This window comes from Methylobacterium sp. J-078, from assembly GCF_022829285.1.
Classification (GTDB): domain Bacteria; phylum Pseudomonadota; class Alphaproteobacteria; order Rhizobiales; family Beijerinckiaceae; genus Methylobacterium.
In genome coordinates this window covers 57,241-76,171 of the sequence record NZ_JAKSYI010000119.1, presented here as the reverse complement: position 1 = coordinate 76,171, position 18,931 = coordinate 57,241, and the positions used below count along the sequence as shown (strand labels likewise).

Here is an 18,931-nt window from a genome sequence, read left to right as displayed (position 1 = left end):
CAACATGCGCGACCCCAACAGCCTGTTCCTCACCCAGGCCTTCCGCATGCGCAACCGCGACCTCGTCTACGTCTCCAACGCCCCCTTCACCGAGGTCCAGAAGGTCCTCTCCGTCTTCTCCACCGTCACCGCCCCCGTCTCCGCCGGCGCATCCCTCTACGCCACCGCCCGGTAGGTACGGGCTACGAAAGGACGGGCCACGAAAAAAGGAGGGCGCTCACGGCGCCCCCCTTCTTCGTCGAACCTCGGCCGAGCCGATCCTAGAAGTAGGACTTCAGCGTGCCGCGGCGGCGCACGTCGAGGGTGGCGCAGTGGAACGAGCCGCCGAACGGGCCGTAGGACAGGAACGGCGCCGGGATCGGATCGAAGCCCCAGTCCTTCAGCGCCTTGATCAGGGTCGGCTGGCTCGCGTCGACGACGATCTTCTTCTCGTCGAGCGCCAGGACGTTGATCGAGGTCCAGGGCGAGCACATCGAGATCTTGCTCATGAAGCCCTCGACGGGGTCGGGGCGCGGCGCGATCAGCACGTCCCACTTCTTGAGCACCGCCGGCAGCTTCTCGACGTCGATGTAGTCCGGGTTGACCAGCACCTTGCCGGGCGCCAGCGGCATGAACGACGAATCGATGTGCATCGGCTGCGGGCAGCGGCTCTCGATCTCGTGGATGCGGAAGCCCGGACCGAGGTGGCGGCGCAGCCACTCGATGCCCATCAGGTTGGTGACGTTGGAGCGGGTCACGAACAGGTCGCGGCCGCAGCGCACGAAGTCGGCCGCGTCGAAGACCGGCTCGAACTCGTTGACGGTGAACTGCATGGGCTCGCCGGCCTTCAGGTTCGGCACGCGGTAGTCGTAGTTGTAGAGGTCGTCGGTCAGTTGCGGACGCGGCGCAGAGGTCCACCGAGCCCCGGCGCGAAAATATTCCTTGAACAGCGAGCGGTAGGCATCGCCCTCGAAGTAGCGCGAGCGCCAGCACATCGGGCTCTCGATGATCTCGTCGCCGATGACGAGGTACGGGTCGCGCGGACAGGCCACGCAGAAGCCGCGGGAGGACCAGCGCGGGGCCTTGAACTTGCGCGAGAAGTCGGTCGCGTCGGGGCGCCGGATCTTCACGCCTTCGCCCGCCAGGATCGCGATGAAGTTGTCGAGCTCCTTCTGGGCGAGCTTCTTCATGAACTTCGGATAGCGGAAGCCCGAGGCGAACCGGTAGAACGGCTGGGCGGCCCGCGGCAGGTTGAAGATCACCGTCAGGTGGTGTGTCGGAATGGTCGCACCGTCGAGACTTCCGACGATGACTTCCTCCAGCGGGTCCCATTCGTTCCAGGCCATGACCGGCGAATGCGGAGCCGGAACGCGGCCCGTGCCGGCAGCGGCGCTGCCGTAGCCGTCGGTGTGCGCGTCGTCGTGCACAGCCTCGGCAGCCGTGATGTGTGATTCGCGGTCCATCGAAATTCGTTTCCCTGCCTGCCCCGACGGCCGTTTCACGGGCCTTCCGCCCTGTGCCGCTTTGGTTCTGACTGTGTCTCCGGGGTGATAGACAACGGTTCCCAAAGCTGCAACTTCCGAAGACGTTCACCGTTTCCGGCGGTTTTTTGCGGTCGGAAACGCGGCGGATTTCCGAAAACAGGAAGCCCCGCGCTGCTGGCCGAAAGGGGACCATGAAGCGTCTGACGACATTGGCCCTGATCGCCGGACTGTGCACGGTGGTGGGCCTGTTCCTGTCCTCCGGGCTCGAGGACGTGGCCGCCGCCGTGGTGAGCGCCGGCTGGGGCGCGCTCATCGTCGTGGCCGCCCGCGCGTTCGCGGTGGCCTGGGCCGGGCTCGGCTGGTTCGTGATCTTCCCCAAGGATGCGCGCCCGACGCTGGGCGCCAGTGTGACGCTGCGCTTCGTGCGCGAGGGCATCAACACGCTGCTCCCCGTCGCCCAGGTCGGCGGCGATTTCGTCGCCGCGCGGCTGCTGACCAAGCGCGGCGTGCCCGGCGGCATCGCGGGCGCCAGCATGTTCGTCGACCTGATGACCCAGGCGGTCACGCAGTTCCTGTTCACGGTCGCGGGCGTCGCCCTGCTGATCCACCTCGCGGGCGACGGTCCCATCGTGCGCACCGTCGCGGGCGGTCTCGCCCTGGCCGCCCCGGCCCTCGGCGCCTTCTACCTGATCCAGCGCCGCAGCGGCCACAAGGTCGTCCAGGCGCTGGTCGGTAAGTTCGCGGGCTCGCGCGAATGGCAGGCGCTGGGCGCCATCGACGTGCTCTACGCAAGCCTCAAGCGCCTCTACGGGAATCGCGCCCGGGTCGCGGGCGGCATGGGCATCCACCTCGTCGGCTGGCTGATCGGCACTGTGGAGGTTTACGTCGCCCTCCACTTCATGGGTTACCCCGTGAGCATCGTCGAGGCAGTGGTGATCGAGAGCCTGGCCCAGGCGGTCCGCGGCGCCGCCTTCGCGGTGCCGGGAGCCCTGGGTGCCCAGGAGGGCGGCCTCATCGCGTTGTGCGCCATCTTCGGAATCCCGGCCGAGGCGGCCCTCGCCCTGTCGCTGGTCAAGCGCCTCGCCGACCTCCTCGTCGGGGTCCCCGGCCTGTTCGCCTGGCATGCCCTGGAGGGTAGCCCCACCGCGGACGCGGACGAGGCTGGCCCGCACACCGAAACTGGCCTGCGCCGGGACGCGCTCGTTCCGGTGCCGGCCTATGGCCTCGCCAATGATTTCGCCGCCGCGCGCGCGACGCGGGCCGACACCGAGTTGGGAGAACTCAAGAAGTGCGCCTGAATCGGGACGCGTCGCGTCTGAAGCACCTCGTCCGGGCCGCCCTGGTGGCGAGCCTGATCCAGGCCGCCCCCATGGCTCGCGCGGCGGACGACCCGGCCGCCGGCACGATCGCCCGAGTCTATGCGAGCTTCGAGACCGCCCTGAAGGAGAACCCGAAGGACGTCGCGGCCCGCGCCGCCACCATCGGCGGCCCCTTGAGCGAGAGCTTCGACTTCGCCGCGATGGTGCGCCTCGCCGTCGGGGCGAAGTGGAAATCGTTCACCCCGGAGCAGCAGGCCGCCCTCACCGAGACCTTCGGCCGCTACTTCACCGCCACCTACGCGACGCGCCTCGCCCAGGCCGCCGGCGGCAAGTTCACGGTGAAGCCGCAGAGCGATGCGCGCGGGCCCAACCGGGTGGTGCAGACCGAGGTCGCCAACAAGGACGGTGACACCTCGCAGATCGATTTCCTCCTCGGCCCCGACAACCGGGTCCAGGACGTCTACCTCAACGGCAATGTCAGCGAGGTCGCCAGCCTGCGCGGCAGCTTCGCCGAGCCGTTGAAGGTCGGTGGCGCGGACGCCCTCCTGACATTCATGCGCGATCGCACCACCGGTATGCTCGCCGCCAAACCAGCGCCTTAGAGTTCGGGAAGAGAGCCGGAACTTTCTTCCTTCCTCGCCCCCAAGCCTCTCCCAAGACGATTCGCGCCGCTCGATTTCGCGGCACTCTCACGAGACCCGTGACCGAGCGATGCCCCCCATGGACCTGACCTGGCTCCCGCACATCCTGCCGCTGATCGCCCTGGTCGGCTGCCTCTACGGTCTGACGGCGGCCGCCCTGGCCGGGCGTTTCGCGGGCAAGGCGGCGCCGGTCCTCGGCGCGGACGCCCCCTCGGTGACGATCCTGAAGCCGCTCTGCGGCCTCGAGCCGAACCTCTACGAGAACCTCGAGACGTTCTGCCAGCAGGCCTATGCCGGTCCCGTCCAGATCGTGTTCGGCGTGCAGAACGCCGCCGATCCGGCCGCCGCCGTGGTCCATCGCCTCCAGGCCGCCTATCCGTCCCTGCGCCTCGACCTCGTAGTCGATGCCCGCCAGCACGGCTCGAACCGGAAGGTCTCGAACCTGATCAACATGTCGGCGCGGATCGCCCACGATGTCGTCGTGCTCGCCGACAGCGACATGGTGGTGAAGCCGGATTATCTCGGCCGGGTCGTCGCCGAGCTCGGTCGGCCCGGCGTCTCCGGCGTAACCTGTCTGTATCACGGCGTGCCGGCGAACCGGGGAGTCTGGGCCCACCTCTCGGCGCTGGCCATCGACGTGCAGTTCCTGCCGAACGTCGTGATGGGCACCTCGCTCGGCCTCGCCAATCCGTGCTTCGGCTCGACCATCGCCTTCACGGCGAAGGCGCTCGCCGAGATCGGCGGCTTCGAGGCGTTCCGGAACGACCTGGCCGACGACTACGCCATCGGCGAAGCCCTGCGCGCCCAGGGCGGAATCGTGGCGATTCCGAACTTCACCATCGGGCATACCTGCGTGGACACCGACCTCGCGAGCCTGTGGCGGCACGAGCTGCGCTGGAACCGCACCATCCGCAACGTCGATCCGGGCGGCTATGCCGGCTCCTTCGTCACCCACGCCTTTCCGCTCGCGCTGATCGGTGCCATGATCCCGGGCGCCGGCACCACGGCCCTGGCGGCCGCGGCCTTCGCGCTCACCTGCCGCATCGTCCTGTGCATGCGCCTGGAGCGCGCCTTCGGCCTCGCCCCGCATCCCTACTGGCTGTTGCCGATTCGCGACATCCTCTCCTTCATGAACTTCGCCTGGAGCTTCGTCTCGGGGGCGGTGACATGGAAGGGCCATGATTATCGCGTGGTTGCGGATGGCACCTTGATCCCCGAGACGAGGCTCGGCCGCGATGCTGGTGCATCGCCGCTCTGATCTTCGCCCGACCTCGATTCACCTGTTCCCTGATCTCGCTGAGGCCTTGAACCCCATGCGCACCCTCTTCCTCCAGGCTCCCACCTTCGACGGCTTCGACGGGGGCGCCGGTTCCCGCTATCAGGCCAAGCGCGAGATCAAGTCGTTCTGGTACCCGACCTGGCTGGCCCAGCCGGCCGCCCTGGTGCCGAACTCGAAGCTGATCGACGCGCCGCCCCACAACATCAAGCTCGACGAAATCGTCGCTCAGGCGAACGACTTCGACCTCGTGGTGCTCCACACCTCGGTGCCGTCCTTCAAGTCGGACGTGAAGACCGTCGAAGCGCTCAAGGCCGCCAATCCGAAGCTCATCGCGGGCCTCATCGGCGCGAAGGTGGCGGTGGATGCCGCCGGTTCCATGGCCCAGGCGCCGTGCATCGATTTCTGTGCCCGCAACGAGTTCGACTTCACCGTCAAGGAAGTCGCGGACGGCACCCCGATGTCCGAGATCAAGGGCCTGTCCTACCGGGATGCCAATGGCGTCGTGGTCCATAACGAGGACCGCGAGATCATGACGGACATGGACCAGCTGCCGTTCGTGACCTCGGTCTACAAGCGCGATCTCGAGATGGAGAAGTACTTCATCGGGTACCTGAAGCACCCCTACATCTCGTTCTATTCGGGCCGTGGCTGCAAGTCGCGCTGCACCTTCTGCCTCTGGCCGCAGACGGTGGGCGGCCACACCTACCGCACCCGCTCGGTCGCGCACGTGATCGAGGAGATCAAGTACTGCCTGAAGGAGTTCCCCCAGACCAAGGAGTTCTTCTTCGACGACGATACCTTCACGGACAACCTGCCGCGTGCCGAGGAGATCGCCCGCGAACTCGGCAAGCTCGGGGTGACCTGGTCCTGCAACGCCAAGGCGAACGTGCCCCGCGAGACCCTGAAGGTCCTCAAGGAGAACGGCCTGCGCCTGCTCCTCGTCGGCTACGAGTCGGGCAACCAGAAGATCCTGAACAACATCAAGAAGGGCATGCGCGTCGAGGTGGCCGAGAAGTTCACCAAGGATTGCCACGATCTCGGCATCGCCATCCACGGCACCTTCATCGTCGGCCTGCCGGGCGAGACCAAGGAGACGATCCAGGAGACGATCGCCTTCGCCAAGCGCATCAACCCGCACACGATCCAGGTCTCGCTCGCGGCCCCCTATCCCGGCACCTTCCTCTACAAGCAGGCCGTCGAGAACGGCTGGCTCGACGTGGAGAACGCCGAGCTGGTGGACGAGAACGGCGTGCAGATCGCGCCGCTGCACTATCCCCACCTGTCGCACACCGAGATCTTCGCGGCGGTCGAGGAGTTCTACAAGAAGTTCTACTTCCGGGCCCCCAAGATCGCCTCCATCGTCTCCGAGATGGTGCGCTCCCCCGACATGATGAAGCGCCGCCTGCGCGAGGGCGTAGAGTTCTACCGCTTCCTCAAGGAGCGCCAGACCAGCGCCGCCGCTTAAGCCGCGCACGAGAATCGATCGAAGGCGGCCGGGCTGAAAAGCCCGGCCGTTTTCCGTCGTGGACCTGCCGGGCGCGGGGCCGTTTTTCCTATCCCACGCGAGCCCCGGCCTCGCGCCACCCGGAGTCGTCCCGTGAAGCGGTTGGTCGTGACGGCCGATGATTTCGGCCTCAGCCTCGAGGTCAACGAGGCGGTCGAGCAGGCCCATCGCGAGGGCATCCTCACCGCAGCGAGCCTGATGGTGTCGGCTCCCGCCGCCGCCGATGCGGTGGCGCGGGCACGGCGCCTGCCGTCCCTGAGGGTCGGGCTCCATCTCGTGATGGTGGAGGCCTGGCCGACGCTGCCGCCGTCCGCGTTGCCCGACCTCGTCGGAGCGGACGGCCTCATTCGCAGCGACATGGGCCGGCTCGGCCTCGACCTCGCCCTCAAGGCTTCGGCGCGCCGGCAGCTCGCCGCCGAGATCGAAGCGCAGTTCCAGGCCTACCGGGCGACCGGATTGCCACTCGACCACGTCAACGCCCACAAGCATTTCCACGTGCATCCGCTCATCGCCGGCCTCGTCCTGGCCGCCGGAAAGCGCCACGGCATGCGGGCGCTGCGCGTTCCGCGCGAGACGCGCGCCGTCCTTCGGGCGGCGGAGCCGGGCGCCGATCCGAAGGCCGCCCTCGACAGTGCGCCCTGGGCCGCCCTCTTGGCGGTTCGCGCTCGGCAAGCGGGCCTGCTGATCCCGGACCGCACCCTCGGCCTCGCCTGGTCCGGCGCGATGACGCCGGCCCGGGTCGCGGGCCTCCTCAGGCACCTGCCGGACGGGCTCACCGAACTCTACACCCATCCGGCGACGGGCGGCGGCTTCCCCGGCGAGGCGCCGGGCTACGCTTATGCGGCCGAACGCGACGCCCTCATCGCTCCCGAGACCCTGGCGGCCGCGTCCGGGCTGCGCCGCGGCGGCTTCTCGGACTTTCTGGCCTGAACGCACGATCCACCGGAAACGAAGAAGGGGCGCGGATCAGATCCGCGCCCCTTCTTCGTTTCACCTCGCCTTTGCGCGGCCAGCCTCACTTCACCGGCATCGCCTCGGTTTGCCGCGGCTGAAGGGACGGCGGCAGCGCGGCATCGCCCTCGGGGCGCTTCGGGTCCGGCTGCTTCGGCGGCGGCCCGAGGAAGGCGGGTACCACGAAGAAGGCCGCCACCAGCGTGAAGAACAGCGACAGGGCCAGCAGCTTGCCCATGCTGGCCGTGCCGGGATGGCTCGACAGCACCAGTGAGCCGAAGGCCGTGCCGGTGGTGAGCGCCGAGAAGAAGATCGCCCGCGTCAGGCTGGAGGCCAGCATGTCGGTGACGCCGGCCCGCCATGCGATGACGTAGTAGATGTGGAAGGCCACACCCACCGCCAGCATCAGCGGCATCGCGATGATGTTGGCGAAGTTCAGGGGCATGCCGACGATGTGCAGGGCCATCAGGGTCCACAGGGTCGCCAGCACCAGGGGGCCGAGGGTCATGGCCACGTCCCAGGGCTTCCGCAGGGCCACCGACAGGATGATGAAGATCAGCACCAGGGCGGTGATGGCCGCCTGGAGGAAGGCGCCCAGGATGGTGTAGCTCGACGAGGTCGTGGCCACGGGCGCGCCGGTGGCGTGCGGCGCGACGCTCTGCACGTCCTTGGCGAACCGGCGCAGAACCTGGTTGTCGTTGGCGTCACCGCTCGGATGGATCTCAATCCGCGAGCGCCCATCCGCGGCGATCCACTCGGCCTTCAGCTTGGGCGGAAGGTTGTCGAGGGTGATCTTCTCCGGGTTCAGAAGCCCCGACAGACGCGTCAGCAGCGTCTTGAGGTCCTTGGTCAGGGCCACGCTGGCCGCCTCGCGGGTCGCCACCGGGGAGGCCGCGAGCTTGTCGAGGTCGTCCGCCAAGGCCCCGGCCGCCTTGGCGCCGGGTGCGCTCGAACCCGTGGCGATGCCGCGCAGGGCGGTCGCCGCCTCCTTGATCGCCTTGACGTTGTCGGCGTCCGTCGGCGGCGGTGGCTTGCGGGCGGGGTTCAGCACCGGCCCGAGCAGCTGTGCCGTCTCCGCGATGGTGGCGAGCTTCTGTTCCTGGTCCGGCGGGACGAAGGTGTTGATGTCGATGACCTTGGCGACCGATTTCAGCTTGCCGAGCTTCTCGGCGAGAGCTGGAACCGCCTCGGTGGAGGGGGCCAGCACGTCGATCAGGTTCGGGCTGGTCTCGGGATCCTTGATCAGGTCGAGATAGGTCGAGATCGATTCCACCTTCGGGCTGCGCAGGTGCATCGGATTGGAATCGAAAGGCAGTTTGAAGAGCAGCGGAATGCCCGCCACCGTGATCAGCGCCACACCGATCAGGATCGGCTTGCGGTTGCGGATAATCCAGGGATCGACCCCGGCGAGCCACGTCGTCTCCACCGCCTCGCGCTCACCCTTCGGCCGGAACACCGCGATCAGGGCGGGCAAGAGGGTCAAGGAGAACAGGTAGGCCACGATCATGCCGACGCCGGCGATCAGGCCGAGCTCGGACACGCCGCGGAACGCGGTCGGCAGGAAGGCGAAGAAGCCGGCGATGAGGGAGATCGCCGCCAGCGTCAGGGACCAGCCGACGCCGCGCGCCGCCGCGTTCATGGCGGAGGGCAGGTCGGGCTGCTCGAAGCGGTCCGCCCGGTAGCGCACGGCGAACTGGATGCCGAAATCGATGCCGAGCCCGACGAAGAGGGCAGCGAAGGCCACCGAGATCGGGTTCAGCTCGCCGACCATGAGGAGACCGAGCCCGGCGGTCACGATGAGGCCCGCGAAGGTCGTTATCAGGACCGCGCCGATCAGCGGCGCCGATCGCAGGGCCAGCCAGAGGAAAAGTACGATGGCGCCGACAGTGACGCTGTAGTTCAGAAGCGCGTCCTCCGAGAGGGTCGCGAACTCGTCGTCGGCCACGGCCACCGGGCCGGTCAGGCGCATGCGCGGCGCCGCCGCGATCTCGGGGGCCCCGAGGGTGTTGATCTTCAGCTCGGTGGCGACCTTGCGCACCAGCTCCGTCGCCTCAGCGCCGGGCTGCAGGGCGTTGTAGTCCAGCACCGGCTGGATCATGATGAACTTGCGCAGGTCGGTGCTCTGCGTCTTCCCGTTGGACAGCAGCATCTGCCAGGACATGCGGGCCGGTTCGCCGGCCAGGACCTTGCGGATGGTCCCGTCGATCTGCGTCATCGGCCGCTCGAGGTCCTCGAGCTTGGCATCGCCGCTCTTGATGCCGCGGGCACCGAGGCCGAGCACCCGCATGATCCCCCGCAAGGAGGGATCGGCGGCGAGCGGACCGAGGAGACCCTGCTGCTGCACGAGCTGCTCGGTGGTCTTGGTCAGTTCCTCCTGGGACATCAGGAGGAAGCCGTTCTTCTCGTAGAAGGCACCGCCATCCGGCCGATAGACCGATTCGATCATGTCCTTGTGGCTGGCCAGGGCGCTGGCGAGGTTGGCCGCGGCCTCCTCGGCCTCCTCCGGCGTCTTGCCGTCGATGACCGCCACGAGGGTGCCGGTCCGCTGCGGGAAGGCCTTCTCGTAGTTGATCTCGTCCTGCCGCCAGGGCACGTCCTTGTCGATCAGCCGTTCGACATCGGTGTTGATCTTGAAGAGGTGGGCCGCAGCGCCGGCACTCGCAGCCGTGACGAGTGCGACGAGAGCTATGACCAGCCAGCGACGCTGGACAGAAAACGCGACGAGCCGTTCGATCACGAGTGTCTCACCTGCCTAAGCGATGCGATCTGCGTCGCCCCGGCGCCCCTCGCGGGGCGCGACGGCCCGGACGGCCGCGAGACGCAGATCGATCTGTCTAGTGCCGCCGGTTACCACCTGTCGGCGCGAATCCCGAATCCACGCCCGACCGGGGCCTGTGGACCGTCGCGTCCGATACGCGTTCTCGGCGAAACGGACGACAGGCCAAAGTGCGACCCGCCCAACTATCGATCCCCGTGCCCGATTGCAACGCACACAGGCGGATTGGCCGACCGTTCTGCCGAAGGTGTGATTTCGCACCGCAACAGAATGGGAAGTCGCGAAAGTCCATCGGTGACATGCGCAAGGCAGCGGTCAAGCTGCAGTTCGGACATGTGCCGATCGCATAGGAAAAAGCGCTCCGGCCTGGGATAGGTTCCCGAACGATCGGACGGACCGGCGGCCCGGCCCGTGGCGCATGTGGCCGGATTGCCCCAGCGCTTCGCGAAGTTCGAAGAACCGGGCCAGATTCGGGCGTTTCAGATTGGTTCCAGCCTAGGTCGCTGGAATTTGGCCTTTTTTCACGTTAAACAGCCCGATACATCGGGGCCAACAACAAGGAGCCGCGTCTTGGGCATCCCTATCCGGTACGTCGCGAAGATCGGCGGCTACATCCTGAAGCAGCACCTGACCGGTCGCAAGCGCTACCCGCTCGTGATGATGATGGAGCCCCTGTTCCGCTGCAACCTGGCCTGCGCCGGGTGCGGGAAGATCGATTATCCGGATGAGATCCTGAACAAGCGGCTGCCGGTCGCAGACGCGCTGGAATCGGTGCGCGAGTGCGGTGCACCCGTCGTCGTGATCGCCGGCGGCGAGCCGCTGCTGCACAAGGATCTGCCGCAGATCGTCGAGGGCATCATCGCGCAGAAGAAGTTCGCGATCGTCTGCACGAACGCGCTGCTCCTCGAGAAGAAGATCAAGGAGTACAAGCCCAGCCCGTACTTCACCTGGTCGATCCATCTGGACGGCGACAAGGAGATGCACGACCAGTCGGTGTGCCAGCGCGGCGTCTACGACAAGGCGGTGGCGGCGATCGCGAAGGCCAAGGAGATGGGCTTCCGCGTCACCATCAACTGCACGTTCTTCAACAACTCCTCCGCCGACAAGATCGCCGACTTCTTCGACAGCGTGACGAAGATGGGCATCGACGGCATCACCGTCTCGCCGGGCTACGCCTACGAGCGCGCCCCCGACCAGAAGCACTTCCTGAACCGGAAGGCGACCAAGGAGCTGTTCCGCGGCGTGTTCCGGCACGGCAAGGAGAAGGGTCGCGAGAAGTGGACCTTCCAGCAGTCGGGCCTGTTCCTCGACTTCCTGGCGGGCAACCAGACCTATCACTGCACCCCCTGGGGCAACCCGACCCGCACCGTGTTCGGCTGGCAGAAGCCCTGCTACCTCCTCGGCGAGGGCTACGCTGCGACCTTCAAGGAGCTGATGGAGGAGACCGACTGGGATTCCTACGGCACCGGCAACTACGAGAAGTGCGCCGACTGCATGGTCCATTCGGGCTACGAGGCCTCCTCGGTGGTCGATTCCGTGAAGAAGCCCTGGAAGCCCCTGGTCCACGCCCTGCGCGGCATCAAGACCGAGGGTGAGATGGCCCCCGAGGTCAGCCTGGAGAACCAGCGTCCGGCCGAGTTCGTGTTCTCGCGCAACGTCGCCCAGAAGCTGTCCGAGATCAAAGCCTCGGGCGTCGACACCAAGCGCGAAGCCCGCAACCGCACCGCCGCCTGATCCTTCGGGTCAGGTCGGACATCTCCGACGAGCGAAAGCCCCGTCTGCCCTGGCAGACGGGGCTTTCGTGTTTTCGGAGCTCGCGCTGCCTGCGGCGACCCGGTGAGCCGATTGTCCGGTCAGAAGTTCGAGATGCCGCGCTTGCGCGACGGAACGCCGATGCCGCCGGCTTCGGGCTGCCCACCGCTGGAGAAGCGCGATCCGTCCTCGGTTCCAGGCGCCTTGGGCACCTTGCCCACGCGCTCGATGCGCACGCCGGCATAGTCGCCCCGCCGCCAGGCGAGGCGCACGAGGCACAGGAAATCGCGGCCGATGATCCGCAGCATGAACACGTCCGGCAGCACCTGGGAGCCCGGCACGCCGATCTTCGCCCCGGATTTCGAAACGTCCTTCACGGTGCAGGGAATCTCGGTGTTGTCCCGCAGGCGGATGGTGGCGATCCAATTCGTCGGACTGCGCTCCTCGCGGCGCGCGACCGTCTCGCCGGGTGTCGACTGCTCCATTTCCGCCGCCACCGTAGAACTCTCCGCATTTCGCAAGCGTCGACAACGTTTCGCAGACAAATCCTTTACGGAGCCATACCGGAACGGATGATCAAGACTGTGATTCGACACCGATCGCTGCGTGCGACCATCCGGCGGCCCCTGGGATGCTGAAGACCTCACGGAAACGTTATGCAGAACTCTTCCGAACGTCCTGTGTAGACGTGCCATCGTGCATTTCAGTGAAGATGACCGGTCGTCGTAGTTCCCGTCTCTAAGTAGAACGCGAATGCCCGCTTCACGTCCAGGTGGATGAACCGGTGGCATCGGACCGCATTCGACATGCCCGGGATCATGCCGTGCGCGGTTCGGCAAGGCCCTCGGCGCCCCGGTCGATCGGCGTTGCGTGCGCGCTTCGCGCCGGAAAGTCGCCGCAAGCCTTGCCTTGCCGGAGCGAATCCTGATAAGGCAACCGCCTTTCCGCGATGCATCGACACATCGCCGAGGCCGCCGTCAGGTGCCTCGTTCCCGAGACCCTTTGGACAGGCGGCGGGCTCAAGACCCGGCCGACGTGAGACCGATGAAGATTCGCAACTCCCTCAAGTCCCTCCGTGGCCGTCACCGCGACAACCAGATCGTGCGTCGCAAGGGCCGCGTCTACGTCATCAACAAGACGCAGAAGCGCTTCAAGGCCCGCCAGGGCTGAGCGAGCCTCCGCCGCGCGCCCACGAGGGGCGCGGCAAGCGCGCGGGTTGACGACGCCACCCGGGGCGAGGAAGCTCCCGGGATGCTGAGAGACCGCCCGAACCGATCCTATCTCAAAGCCGCGCTCGTCGCGGCTTTTTGCGTTGTCCTCGCCCCCGTATCCTTCGCCGAACCCGCGCCGGAAGGCCGGAAGGCGGAGAAGAAGCAGCCCATAAGCCTCGACGACCTGTTCGCCCGTCTGAAGGCGGCGGGAGACGACGCGGAGGCCAAGGGCATCGCGCGGCTCATCGAGCAGCGGCTCGGACGCTCGGGCAGCGCGACGGCCGATCTCCTGACCGAGCGCGCCCGGCAGGCCATGTCCAGTCAGGACTTGCCCCTCGCCGTGGAACTGATGGACCGGGCCACCACCCTGGAGCCCGGCTGGTCCGAGGGGTGGAACCGGCGGGCCACGGTGTTCTGGATGCTCTCCGATCCGGCAGCGGCCATTTCCGATCTCCAGCGCACCCTCGTGCTGGAGCCGCGCCACTACGAGGCCTGGGCGGCGCTCGGGCGCATCTATCAGACCATGGACGACAAGCGGCGCGCCCTGGAGGCCTTCCGACGCGCCTCGGCGCTCTACCCGCGCATGGATCGCCTGCAATCGGCGATCGACCGGCTCGCCCCGGATATCGACGGTCGCGACCTGTAACCTGGATGCTCGGTCTGAAAATCGTTCTCTCGATCCTGGCCGGCGGGATCGTCCTCGGCCTGATCGCCGCCGGCGTGACCCTCCTCATCACCGCCCGGATCGAGGCGCGCTACCCTCCAGCCGGACCGTTCGTGACGGTGACGGGCGGACGCATCGCCACGATCCAGGCAGGCCCAAACCCCTCGCGGCGCGGCACGGTGGTGCTCCTGCACGGCGCCTCAGCCAACGCCGCCGAACCGATGGCCGATCTTGGCCGCAGCCTCGCTGACGCAGGCTTCCGGGTCATCGCCCTCGATCGGCCCGGTTTCGGCTGGAGCGACCGGCCCGGCGGGGCCGCCATGGCGACGCCCGCCGCTCAGGCGGATGCGGTCGCAGAAGCGCTCGTCGCGCTCGGGATCGGCCCGGCGATCATCCTCGGGCATTCCTGGTCAGGCGCCCTGGCCACGGCCCTGGCCCTGAACCACCCCGACCGTGTGGCCAGCCTCGTCCTGGTGTCGCCGGTGGCGATGCCGCTCCCCGACCCGGGGCCGATTCCGTGGTACTACCGGTTGGCGCTGAAGCCCCCGGTGGCTTGGTTGCTGAGCCGCACGGTCGCGACGCCGGTAGGCCTCTATTATCTCGATCGCGCCGGGCAGTCGGTGTTCCGACCGCAGGACGCTCCGCCGTCCTATCTGGAGGCGAGCCGTGCCGCACTGGTGCTGCGCCCGTCGACCATGCTGGCCAACGTGCAGGATCTCCTGAGCCTGCCCGAGGCTCTGAACGTACAGAGCCGACGCTACGGCGAGATCGCCGTGCCGACCACGATCATCACCGGCGACCGGGACGCGATCGTCCCGGCGGCACGGCACGCCAGACCCCTGGCCGGGCTGATCCCCGGGTCCAGGCTCGTCGTCCTCCCGGGCATCGGGCACATGGTCCACGTGGTCGCGACGCGCAGCATCGTGGAGGCGGTGGAGCAAATCGCCGAGCCCGCCGTAGCGCCCTGAGCGCCCTGAGCGCCGCTCCCGATGGGGTCCGGGGGCAGCGCTCAGGGCTTCACGGTTCAGGCCTTCGCGGCGTGCTCGCGGGTCACGAAGGCGATGCGGACGAGGTTGGTGGCGCCCGGCGTCCCGAAGGGCACGCCCGCCACCACGATGATGCGCCCACCGATCTCCGCGAAGCGCTCGCGCACGGCGAACTTCGCGGCCCGGAACGCCATGTCGTCGACGTCGCTGGCGTCCTTCGTCACGATGGGATGGGTGCCCCAGCAGAGTGCGAGGCGCCGGGCGGTCTCGCGCTTCGGCGTCAGGGCGATGATGGTGGCGTTGGGCCGCGAGCGGGCGAGCCGCAGGGCGGTGGAGCCCGAATGCGTCCAGGCCATCACGGCCGTGAGCCCCAGGGCATCCACCATCTGGTGCGCGGCGGCCGCGATGGCGTCCGAGGCGGTGGCGTCGGGCTCCGAGCGCTGGGCGCTGAGGATCGTCCAGTAGAGGGCGTCCCGCTCCACCTGCTCGGCGATCCGGCTCATCATGGTGATGGCCTCCACCGGGAAGGAGCCCGAAGCGCTCTCGGCCGAGAGCATGACCGCGTCAGCGCCCTCGTAGACGGCGGTGGCCACGTCCGAGACCTCGGCGCGGGTGGGCACCGGCGCAGTGATCATCGATTCGAGCATCTGGGTGGCGACCACCACGGGCTTGCCCATGCGGCGCGAGGCGCGGGTGATGCGCTTCTGCACGCCCGGCACCTGCTCCAGGGGCATCTCGACGCCGAGATCGCCGCGCGCCACCATGAGGCCGTCGGAGACCTCGATGATCTCCTCCAGGCGGGTCAGCGCCTGCGGCTTCTCGATCTTGGCCATCACCAGGGCGCGGCCGGCGGCCACCTTCTTCACCTCGGCGACGTCCTCGGGCCGCTGCACGAAGGACACCGCGATCCAGTCGGCCCCCGCCGCGAGGGCGGCGTCGAGGTCGCCGCGATCCTTCTCGGTCATCGCCGCCACGGGAATCACCGTATCGGGCAGCGAGACGCCCTTGCGGTTGGAGATGCGGCCGCCGACCTCGACCCGCGTCACCGCGCGGCCCTCGGAGACCTCGGTCACGGTCAGTCGCAGCTTGCCGTCATCGATGATCACGCAATGGCCCGGCTCCAGCGCAGAGAGGATCTCCGGATGGGGGAGGAAGACGCGGCCGACGTCGCCGGGGGTCGGATCGCTGTCGAGGACGAAGGTCGCGCCGTTCTCCAGGATCGCCGAACCCTCCGCGAAGGCGGCGACGCGCAGCTTGGGTCCCTGGAGATCCACCAGGATGGCGATGGGATGCTTCAGCTCCCGCTCGATCGTCCGGATGACCTCGATCTTCTCGGGCAGCTTCTCGCGGGGGAGGTGGCTCATGTTGAGCCGGAAGACGTCGGCGCCGGCGCGAAACAGCGTCTCGATCATCTCTGGGGTGTCCGAGGCCGGACCGAGCGTCGCGATGATCTTCGTGCGGCGTGAACGTTTCACTGTGGTCTCCATCCCCAAGAATCGCCCCGTCGATTTCAGGCGATCGACGTTGAGCGAGGGCCACAAGCACTCCGGAAACGGGTGCGTCAAGCGCATCAGGGGCATGTTGCGACGCGGCGAAAATCGGCCCGATGCGGACAGCGCATGGCTCTCCCGGTCACGATCAGGGTGTCGGCGCCACCGGCTGGTTCGGATCGGTGAGCTGGATCGTCCAGGTCTTCTGCTCGCCGGTATCGACCTCGTAGAAGCCGTTGCGGTCAAATCCCCGCGCGAGGCAGTCCTCCACCCCGCGAATCGTGAATTCCCGGTCCTTGGTGCACATCAGCGAGCGGCCGTTCCACTCGCCGCCGCGCGTGTAGTCCACCGCGAACACGTAGTAGAACCGCGCCACGAGGGAGCCGCGCAGGAGGGTCTCGCAGGCCTTCGGCGCCACGTCCCACCAGCCTTCCGTCACCCATCCCTGCGGGTCACGGTAGCCGAGCGCGATGCCGACCTTGCTGGCGGTCTGGTTGCACATGCGCAGGTCGGCCCGCGCAGGCCCCGCCATCAGCACCAGGCCGGCGACGGCGGCACCGGCGATGACGCCCGCCCGGTGCCGGCGGCGATCCGGGCGAGCGGACTGAGCCGCGCTAACCGACGAGGATGATGCGGCAATCGTTGACATTCGTGCGGGTCGGACCTGGTTGGACGAGATCGCCGATGGTGGCGAAGAACTTCGTCGAATCGTTGTCGGCGAGCATCGCGGCCGGATCGAGACCCGCCGCGCGGGCGCGGGCCAGTGTGCTGGGGTCGACGAGGCCGCCGGCCGGATCGGTCGCCTCGCCGCGCCCGCCGTCGGTGCCGTCGGTATCGGCGGCGATGCCGAGGATGCCGGGGGCGCCGTCCAGCGCGATGGCAAGCGCCAGGGCGTATTCCTGGTTCGGACCGCCATGGCCCTCGCCCTTGATGGTCACGGTGAGCTCGCCGCCGGAGATGATCGCGACCTTTCGGCCGGCCGCCGCCATCTCGTGCGCCATGCGGGCATGCTCGGTGGCGACCTCACGGGCCTCGCCTTCCACGTCGGGGCCGAGCATCACCGGCTCGTAGCCGGCCGCGCGGGCAGCGGCCGCCGCCGCCTCCAGGGCGTCGATGGGCCGGGCGATGATGCGGTACTCGGAGCGCGCGAAGGCCGCGTCGCCCGCCTTCGGGGTCTCGTTGGCGGGGTCGTTCAGGAGGGTCTTGGCGGTCTCGGGCAGAGGAATGCCGCGCCGCTCGCAGATCGCGCGGGCATCCGCCAGGGTGGTGGGATCGGGCACGGTGGGCCCCGAGGCGATCACCGCCGGGTCGTCGTGGGGCACGTCGGAGATCGCCAGCGTCAGGATCGAGCGGGCGTTGCGCGCCATCAGGGCGAGGCGCCCGCCCTTGATGCGCGACAGGTGCTTGCGCACCGCGTTGATCTCGTTGATCGGCGCGCCCGAGCGCAGCAGCGCCTTGGTGATCGACTGCTTCTCGATGAGGGTGAGGTCGCCCGCTGGGGCGATCCAGTTTGCCGAGCCACCGCCCGAGAGCAGCACCAGCACGTCGTCCTCCGGCCCGGCATCGGCGGCGATCTTCAGGGCGTCGATGGTGGCATCGATACCGGCCTGGTCCGGCACAGGGTGGCCAGCTTCCACCATGCGGATCATCGGGGCCTCCTCGCCGTAGCCGTGACGCGCGACCGCGAGGCCGACGATCCGGCTCGGATCGACGCCGTGCTCCTCCCGATAGAAGCGGCTCGCCACCGCCGCCATGCTGCCCCCGGCCTTGCCGGCGCCCAGGATGATGAGGCGGCCCTGACCCGGCGCGGGCAGGTGCGGCACGAGGCAGCGCGCGGGGTGGGCGGCCGCGATGGCCTCGTCGAGGCAGTGCAGGAGGAGGGCGCGAGCGGTTTCGGTCGAGGCGGCTTCGGTCATGGCGTTTCCGTATTCCGGTTGTCGATCGCAAAGGCGGCCCGGTGGTTCTCCTCCGGATTGTTGTCCCCCCGGCACGAAGCCGGATTGTTGCCGTCGCGGCGCGATCCGCGATACGTGCTGTGCCCGACGCTCGCCGCCTCGGCAAGCATGCGTTGCCGGTTGATCCCCGGCGACGCGGCCGAGGCCTTGCATGCCACCCTCGCCGAACCGGACGCCACGAGACCCCATGCATCCACCGCATCCCGTCGAGACGATATCCGGCGATCCCGGCCGCGGCCTGCTCCTGATCTGCGACCACGCCTCGAACCATGTGCCGGAGGATCTGGCCCAGCTCGGCGTTCCGGAGCACGAGTTCGCCCGGCACATCGCCTACGACATCGGTGCGGCCGCGGTGACGCGCCGCCTCGCGGCCCTGCTCGGCGTGCCCGCGATCCTGACCCGGTTCTCGCGGCTGATCATCGACCCGAATCGCGGCCGGGCCGATCCGACCCTGGTGATGCGCCTCTCCGACGGGGCCGTGGTGCCGGGCAACGCCCGCATCGACGAGACCGGCAAGGCCGAGCGCATCCGGCGCTTCTACGCGCCCTTCGACGCGGCGATCGATGCCGGAATCGCCAGCGCCGAGGCGACGGGCATCCGGCCCGCGATTCTCACCATGCACAGCTTCACGCCCTACTGGCGCGGCGTGCCGCGTCCCTGGGAGGTCGGCATCCTGTGGGATCGCGACGACCGCATGAGCGCGCCGCTGATCGCGGGCCTGCGCGCCGACCCGGCGGGGCTGACGGTGGGAGACAACGAGCCCTACGGCGGCGGCCTGCCGGGCGACACGATCGACCGGCACGCCAGCGCGCGCGGCCTGCCGAACGCGCTTGTGGAGATCCGCCAGGACCTCATCGTGGCGGAAGCCGGCCAGTCGGAATGGGCCGAGCGCTTCGACCGCCTCCTCGCACCGATCCTGCCCATGCGCGCTTGACGGGGC

The 18,931-nt window shown here is 68.3% G+C and carries 17 protein-coding genes and 1 pseudogene; 11 read left to right on the top strand and 7 right to left on the bottom strand.

Features of this window, described 5'->3' with window-relative positions; translation table 11 throughout:
• Positions 1-175: pseudogene (locus tag MKK58_RS20555) on the top strand (sugar transporter); the annotation flags it as partial.
• A gap of 85 nt (positions 176-260) precedes the next feature.
• On the opposite strand, the gene MKK58_RS20550 reads toward MKK58_RS20555, so the two are convergent.
• Positions 261-1,442, bottom strand: coding sequence for an amidinotransferase (locus tag MKK58_RS20550; protein ID WP_243914363.1), 1,182 nt, complete (start codon positions 1,440-1,442; stop codon positions 261-263).
• A gap of 212 nt (positions 1,443-1,654) precedes the next feature.
• Here MKK58_RS20550 and MKK58_RS20545 point away from each other — a divergent pair, with 212 nt between their 5' ends.
• The 5 genes from MKK58_RS20545 to hpnK all read left to right on the top strand — a co-directional run bounded on the left by MKK58_RS20545 (position 1,655) and on the right by hpnK (position 7,136).
• Positions 1,655-2,761 (top strand): flippase-like domain-containing protein, encoded by a 1,107-nt coding sequence (locus tag MKK58_RS20545; RefSeq protein ID WP_243914362.1) that lies wholly within the window; start codon positions 1,655-1,657, stop codon positions 2,759-2,761.
• Complete coding sequence (locus MKK58_RS20540) at positions 2,752-3,384, top strand: phospholipid-binding protein MlaC (protein ID WP_409565280.1); 633 nt, start codon at positions 2,752-2,754, stop codon at positions 3,382-3,384. The genes MKK58_RS20545 and MKK58_RS20540 overlap by 10 nt, the downstream gene beginning before the upstream one ends.
• Positions 3,385-3,502: 118 nt before the next feature.
• Positions 3,503-4,681 (top strand): bacteriohopanetetrol glucosamine biosynthesis glycosyltransferase HpnI, encoded by a 1,179-nt coding sequence (hpnI, locus tag MKK58_RS20535; RefSeq protein ID WP_243914361.1) that lies wholly within the window; start codon positions 3,503-3,505, stop codon positions 4,679-4,681.
• Positions 4,682-4,736: 55 nt separating this feature from the next.
• Positions 4,737-6,167 (top strand): hopanoid biosynthesis associated radical SAM protein HpnJ, encoded by a 1,431-nt coding sequence (hpnJ, locus tag MKK58_RS20530; protein ID WP_243914359.1) that lies wholly within the window; start codon positions 4,737-4,739, stop codon positions 6,165-6,167.
• A gap of 132 nt (positions 6,168-6,299) precedes the next feature.
• Positions 6,300-7,136: a hopanoid biosynthesis-associated protein HpnK gene (gene hpnK, locus MKK58_RS20525; RefSeq protein ID WP_243914357.1), complete on the top strand. Its 837-nt coding sequence runs from the start codon at positions 6,300-6,302 to the stop codon at positions 7,134-7,136.
• 85 nt (positions 7,137-7,221) lie between these two features.
• On the opposite strand, the gene MKK58_RS20520 is transcribed toward hpnK, so the two are convergent.
• A complete protein-coding gene (locus MKK58_RS20520; RefSeq protein ID WP_243914356.1) occupies positions 7,222-9,894 on the bottom strand; it encodes an MMPL family transporter in 2,673 nt (890 codons plus the stop codon).
• Between the two features lie 609 nt (positions 9,895-10,503).
• On the opposite strand from MKK58_RS20520, the gene hpnH reads away from it, so the two are divergent.
• Positions 10,504-11,667, top strand: coding sequence for an adenosyl-hopene transferase HpnH (gene hpnH, locus MKK58_RS20515; protein ID WP_243914355.1), 1,164 nt, complete (start codon positions 10,504-10,506; stop codon positions 11,665-11,667).
• Positions 11,668-11,786: 119 nt separating this feature from the next.
• Here hpnH and MKK58_RS20510 read toward each other — a convergent pair whose 3' ends face one another.
• Positions 11,787-12,182 (bottom strand): PilZ domain-containing protein, encoded by a 396-nt coding sequence (locus MKK58_RS20510; protein WP_243914354.1) that lies wholly within the window; start codon positions 12,180-12,182, stop codon positions 11,787-11,789.
• Between the two features lie 547 nt (positions 12,183-12,729).
• Here MKK58_RS20510 and ykgO point away from each other — a divergent pair.
• From ykgO to MKK58_RS20495, 3 genes are all read left to right on the top strand, one after another.
• Positions 12,730-12,855, top strand: coding sequence for a type B 50S ribosomal protein L36 (gene ykgO, locus MKK58_RS20505; protein ID WP_056222898.1), 126 nt, complete (start codon positions 12,730-12,732; stop codon positions 12,853-12,855).
• A gap of 81 nt (positions 12,856-12,936) precedes the next feature.
• Entirely contained in the window at positions 12,937-13,542 is a 606-nt protein-coding gene (locus MKK58_RS20500) for a hypothetical protein (protein ID WP_243914353.1), read from the top strand.
• Between the two features lie 5 nt (positions 13,543-13,547).
• Positions 13,548-14,528 (top strand): alpha/beta fold hydrolase, encoded by a 981-nt coding sequence (locus MKK58_RS20495; RefSeq protein WP_243914352.1) that lies wholly within the window; start codon positions 13,548-13,550, stop codon positions 14,526-14,528.
• A 56-nt stretch (positions 14,529-14,584) separates the two neighbouring features.
• Here the strand turns inward: MKK58_RS20495 and pyk are convergent, their stop codons facing one another.
• From pyk to MKK58_RS20475, 4 genes are all read right to left on the bottom strand, one after another.
• Positions 14,585-16,021 carry a pyruvate kinase gene (pyk, locus tag MKK58_RS20490; protein WP_243914351.1) on the bottom strand — a complete coding sequence of 479 codons (1,437 nt, stop codon included), beginning with the start codon at positions 16,019-16,021 and terminating at the stop codon, positions 14,585-14,587.
• 163 nt (positions 16,022-16,184) lie between these two features.
• Positions 16,185-16,568: a DUF1036 domain-containing protein gene (locus MKK58_RS20485; RefSeq protein ID WP_243914350.1), complete on the bottom strand. Its 384-nt coding sequence runs from the start codon at positions 16,566-16,568 to the stop codon at positions 16,185-16,187.
• Between the two features lie 82 nt (positions 16,569-16,650).
• Entirely contained in the window at positions 16,651-17,952 is a 1,302-nt protein-coding gene (locus tag MKK58_RS20480; RefSeq protein WP_243914349.1) for a glycerate kinase, read from the bottom strand.
• Complete coding sequence (locus tag MKK58_RS20475; RefSeq protein WP_243914348.1) at positions 17,949-18,101, bottom strand: hypothetical protein; 153 nt, start codon at positions 18,099-18,101, stop codon at positions 17,949-17,951. Before MKK58_RS20475 ends, MKK58_RS20480 begins: the two co-directional genes overlap by 4 nt.
• Before the next feature lie 77 nt (positions 18,102-18,178).
• Here MKK58_RS20475 and MKK58_RS20470 point away from each other — a divergent pair, with 77 nt between their 5' ends.
• Entirely contained in the window at positions 18,179-18,925 is a 747-nt protein-coding gene (locus tag MKK58_RS20470) for an N-formylglutamate amidohydrolase (RefSeq protein WP_243914347.1), read from the top strand.
• Positions 18,926-18,931: the final 6 nt, after the last annotated feature.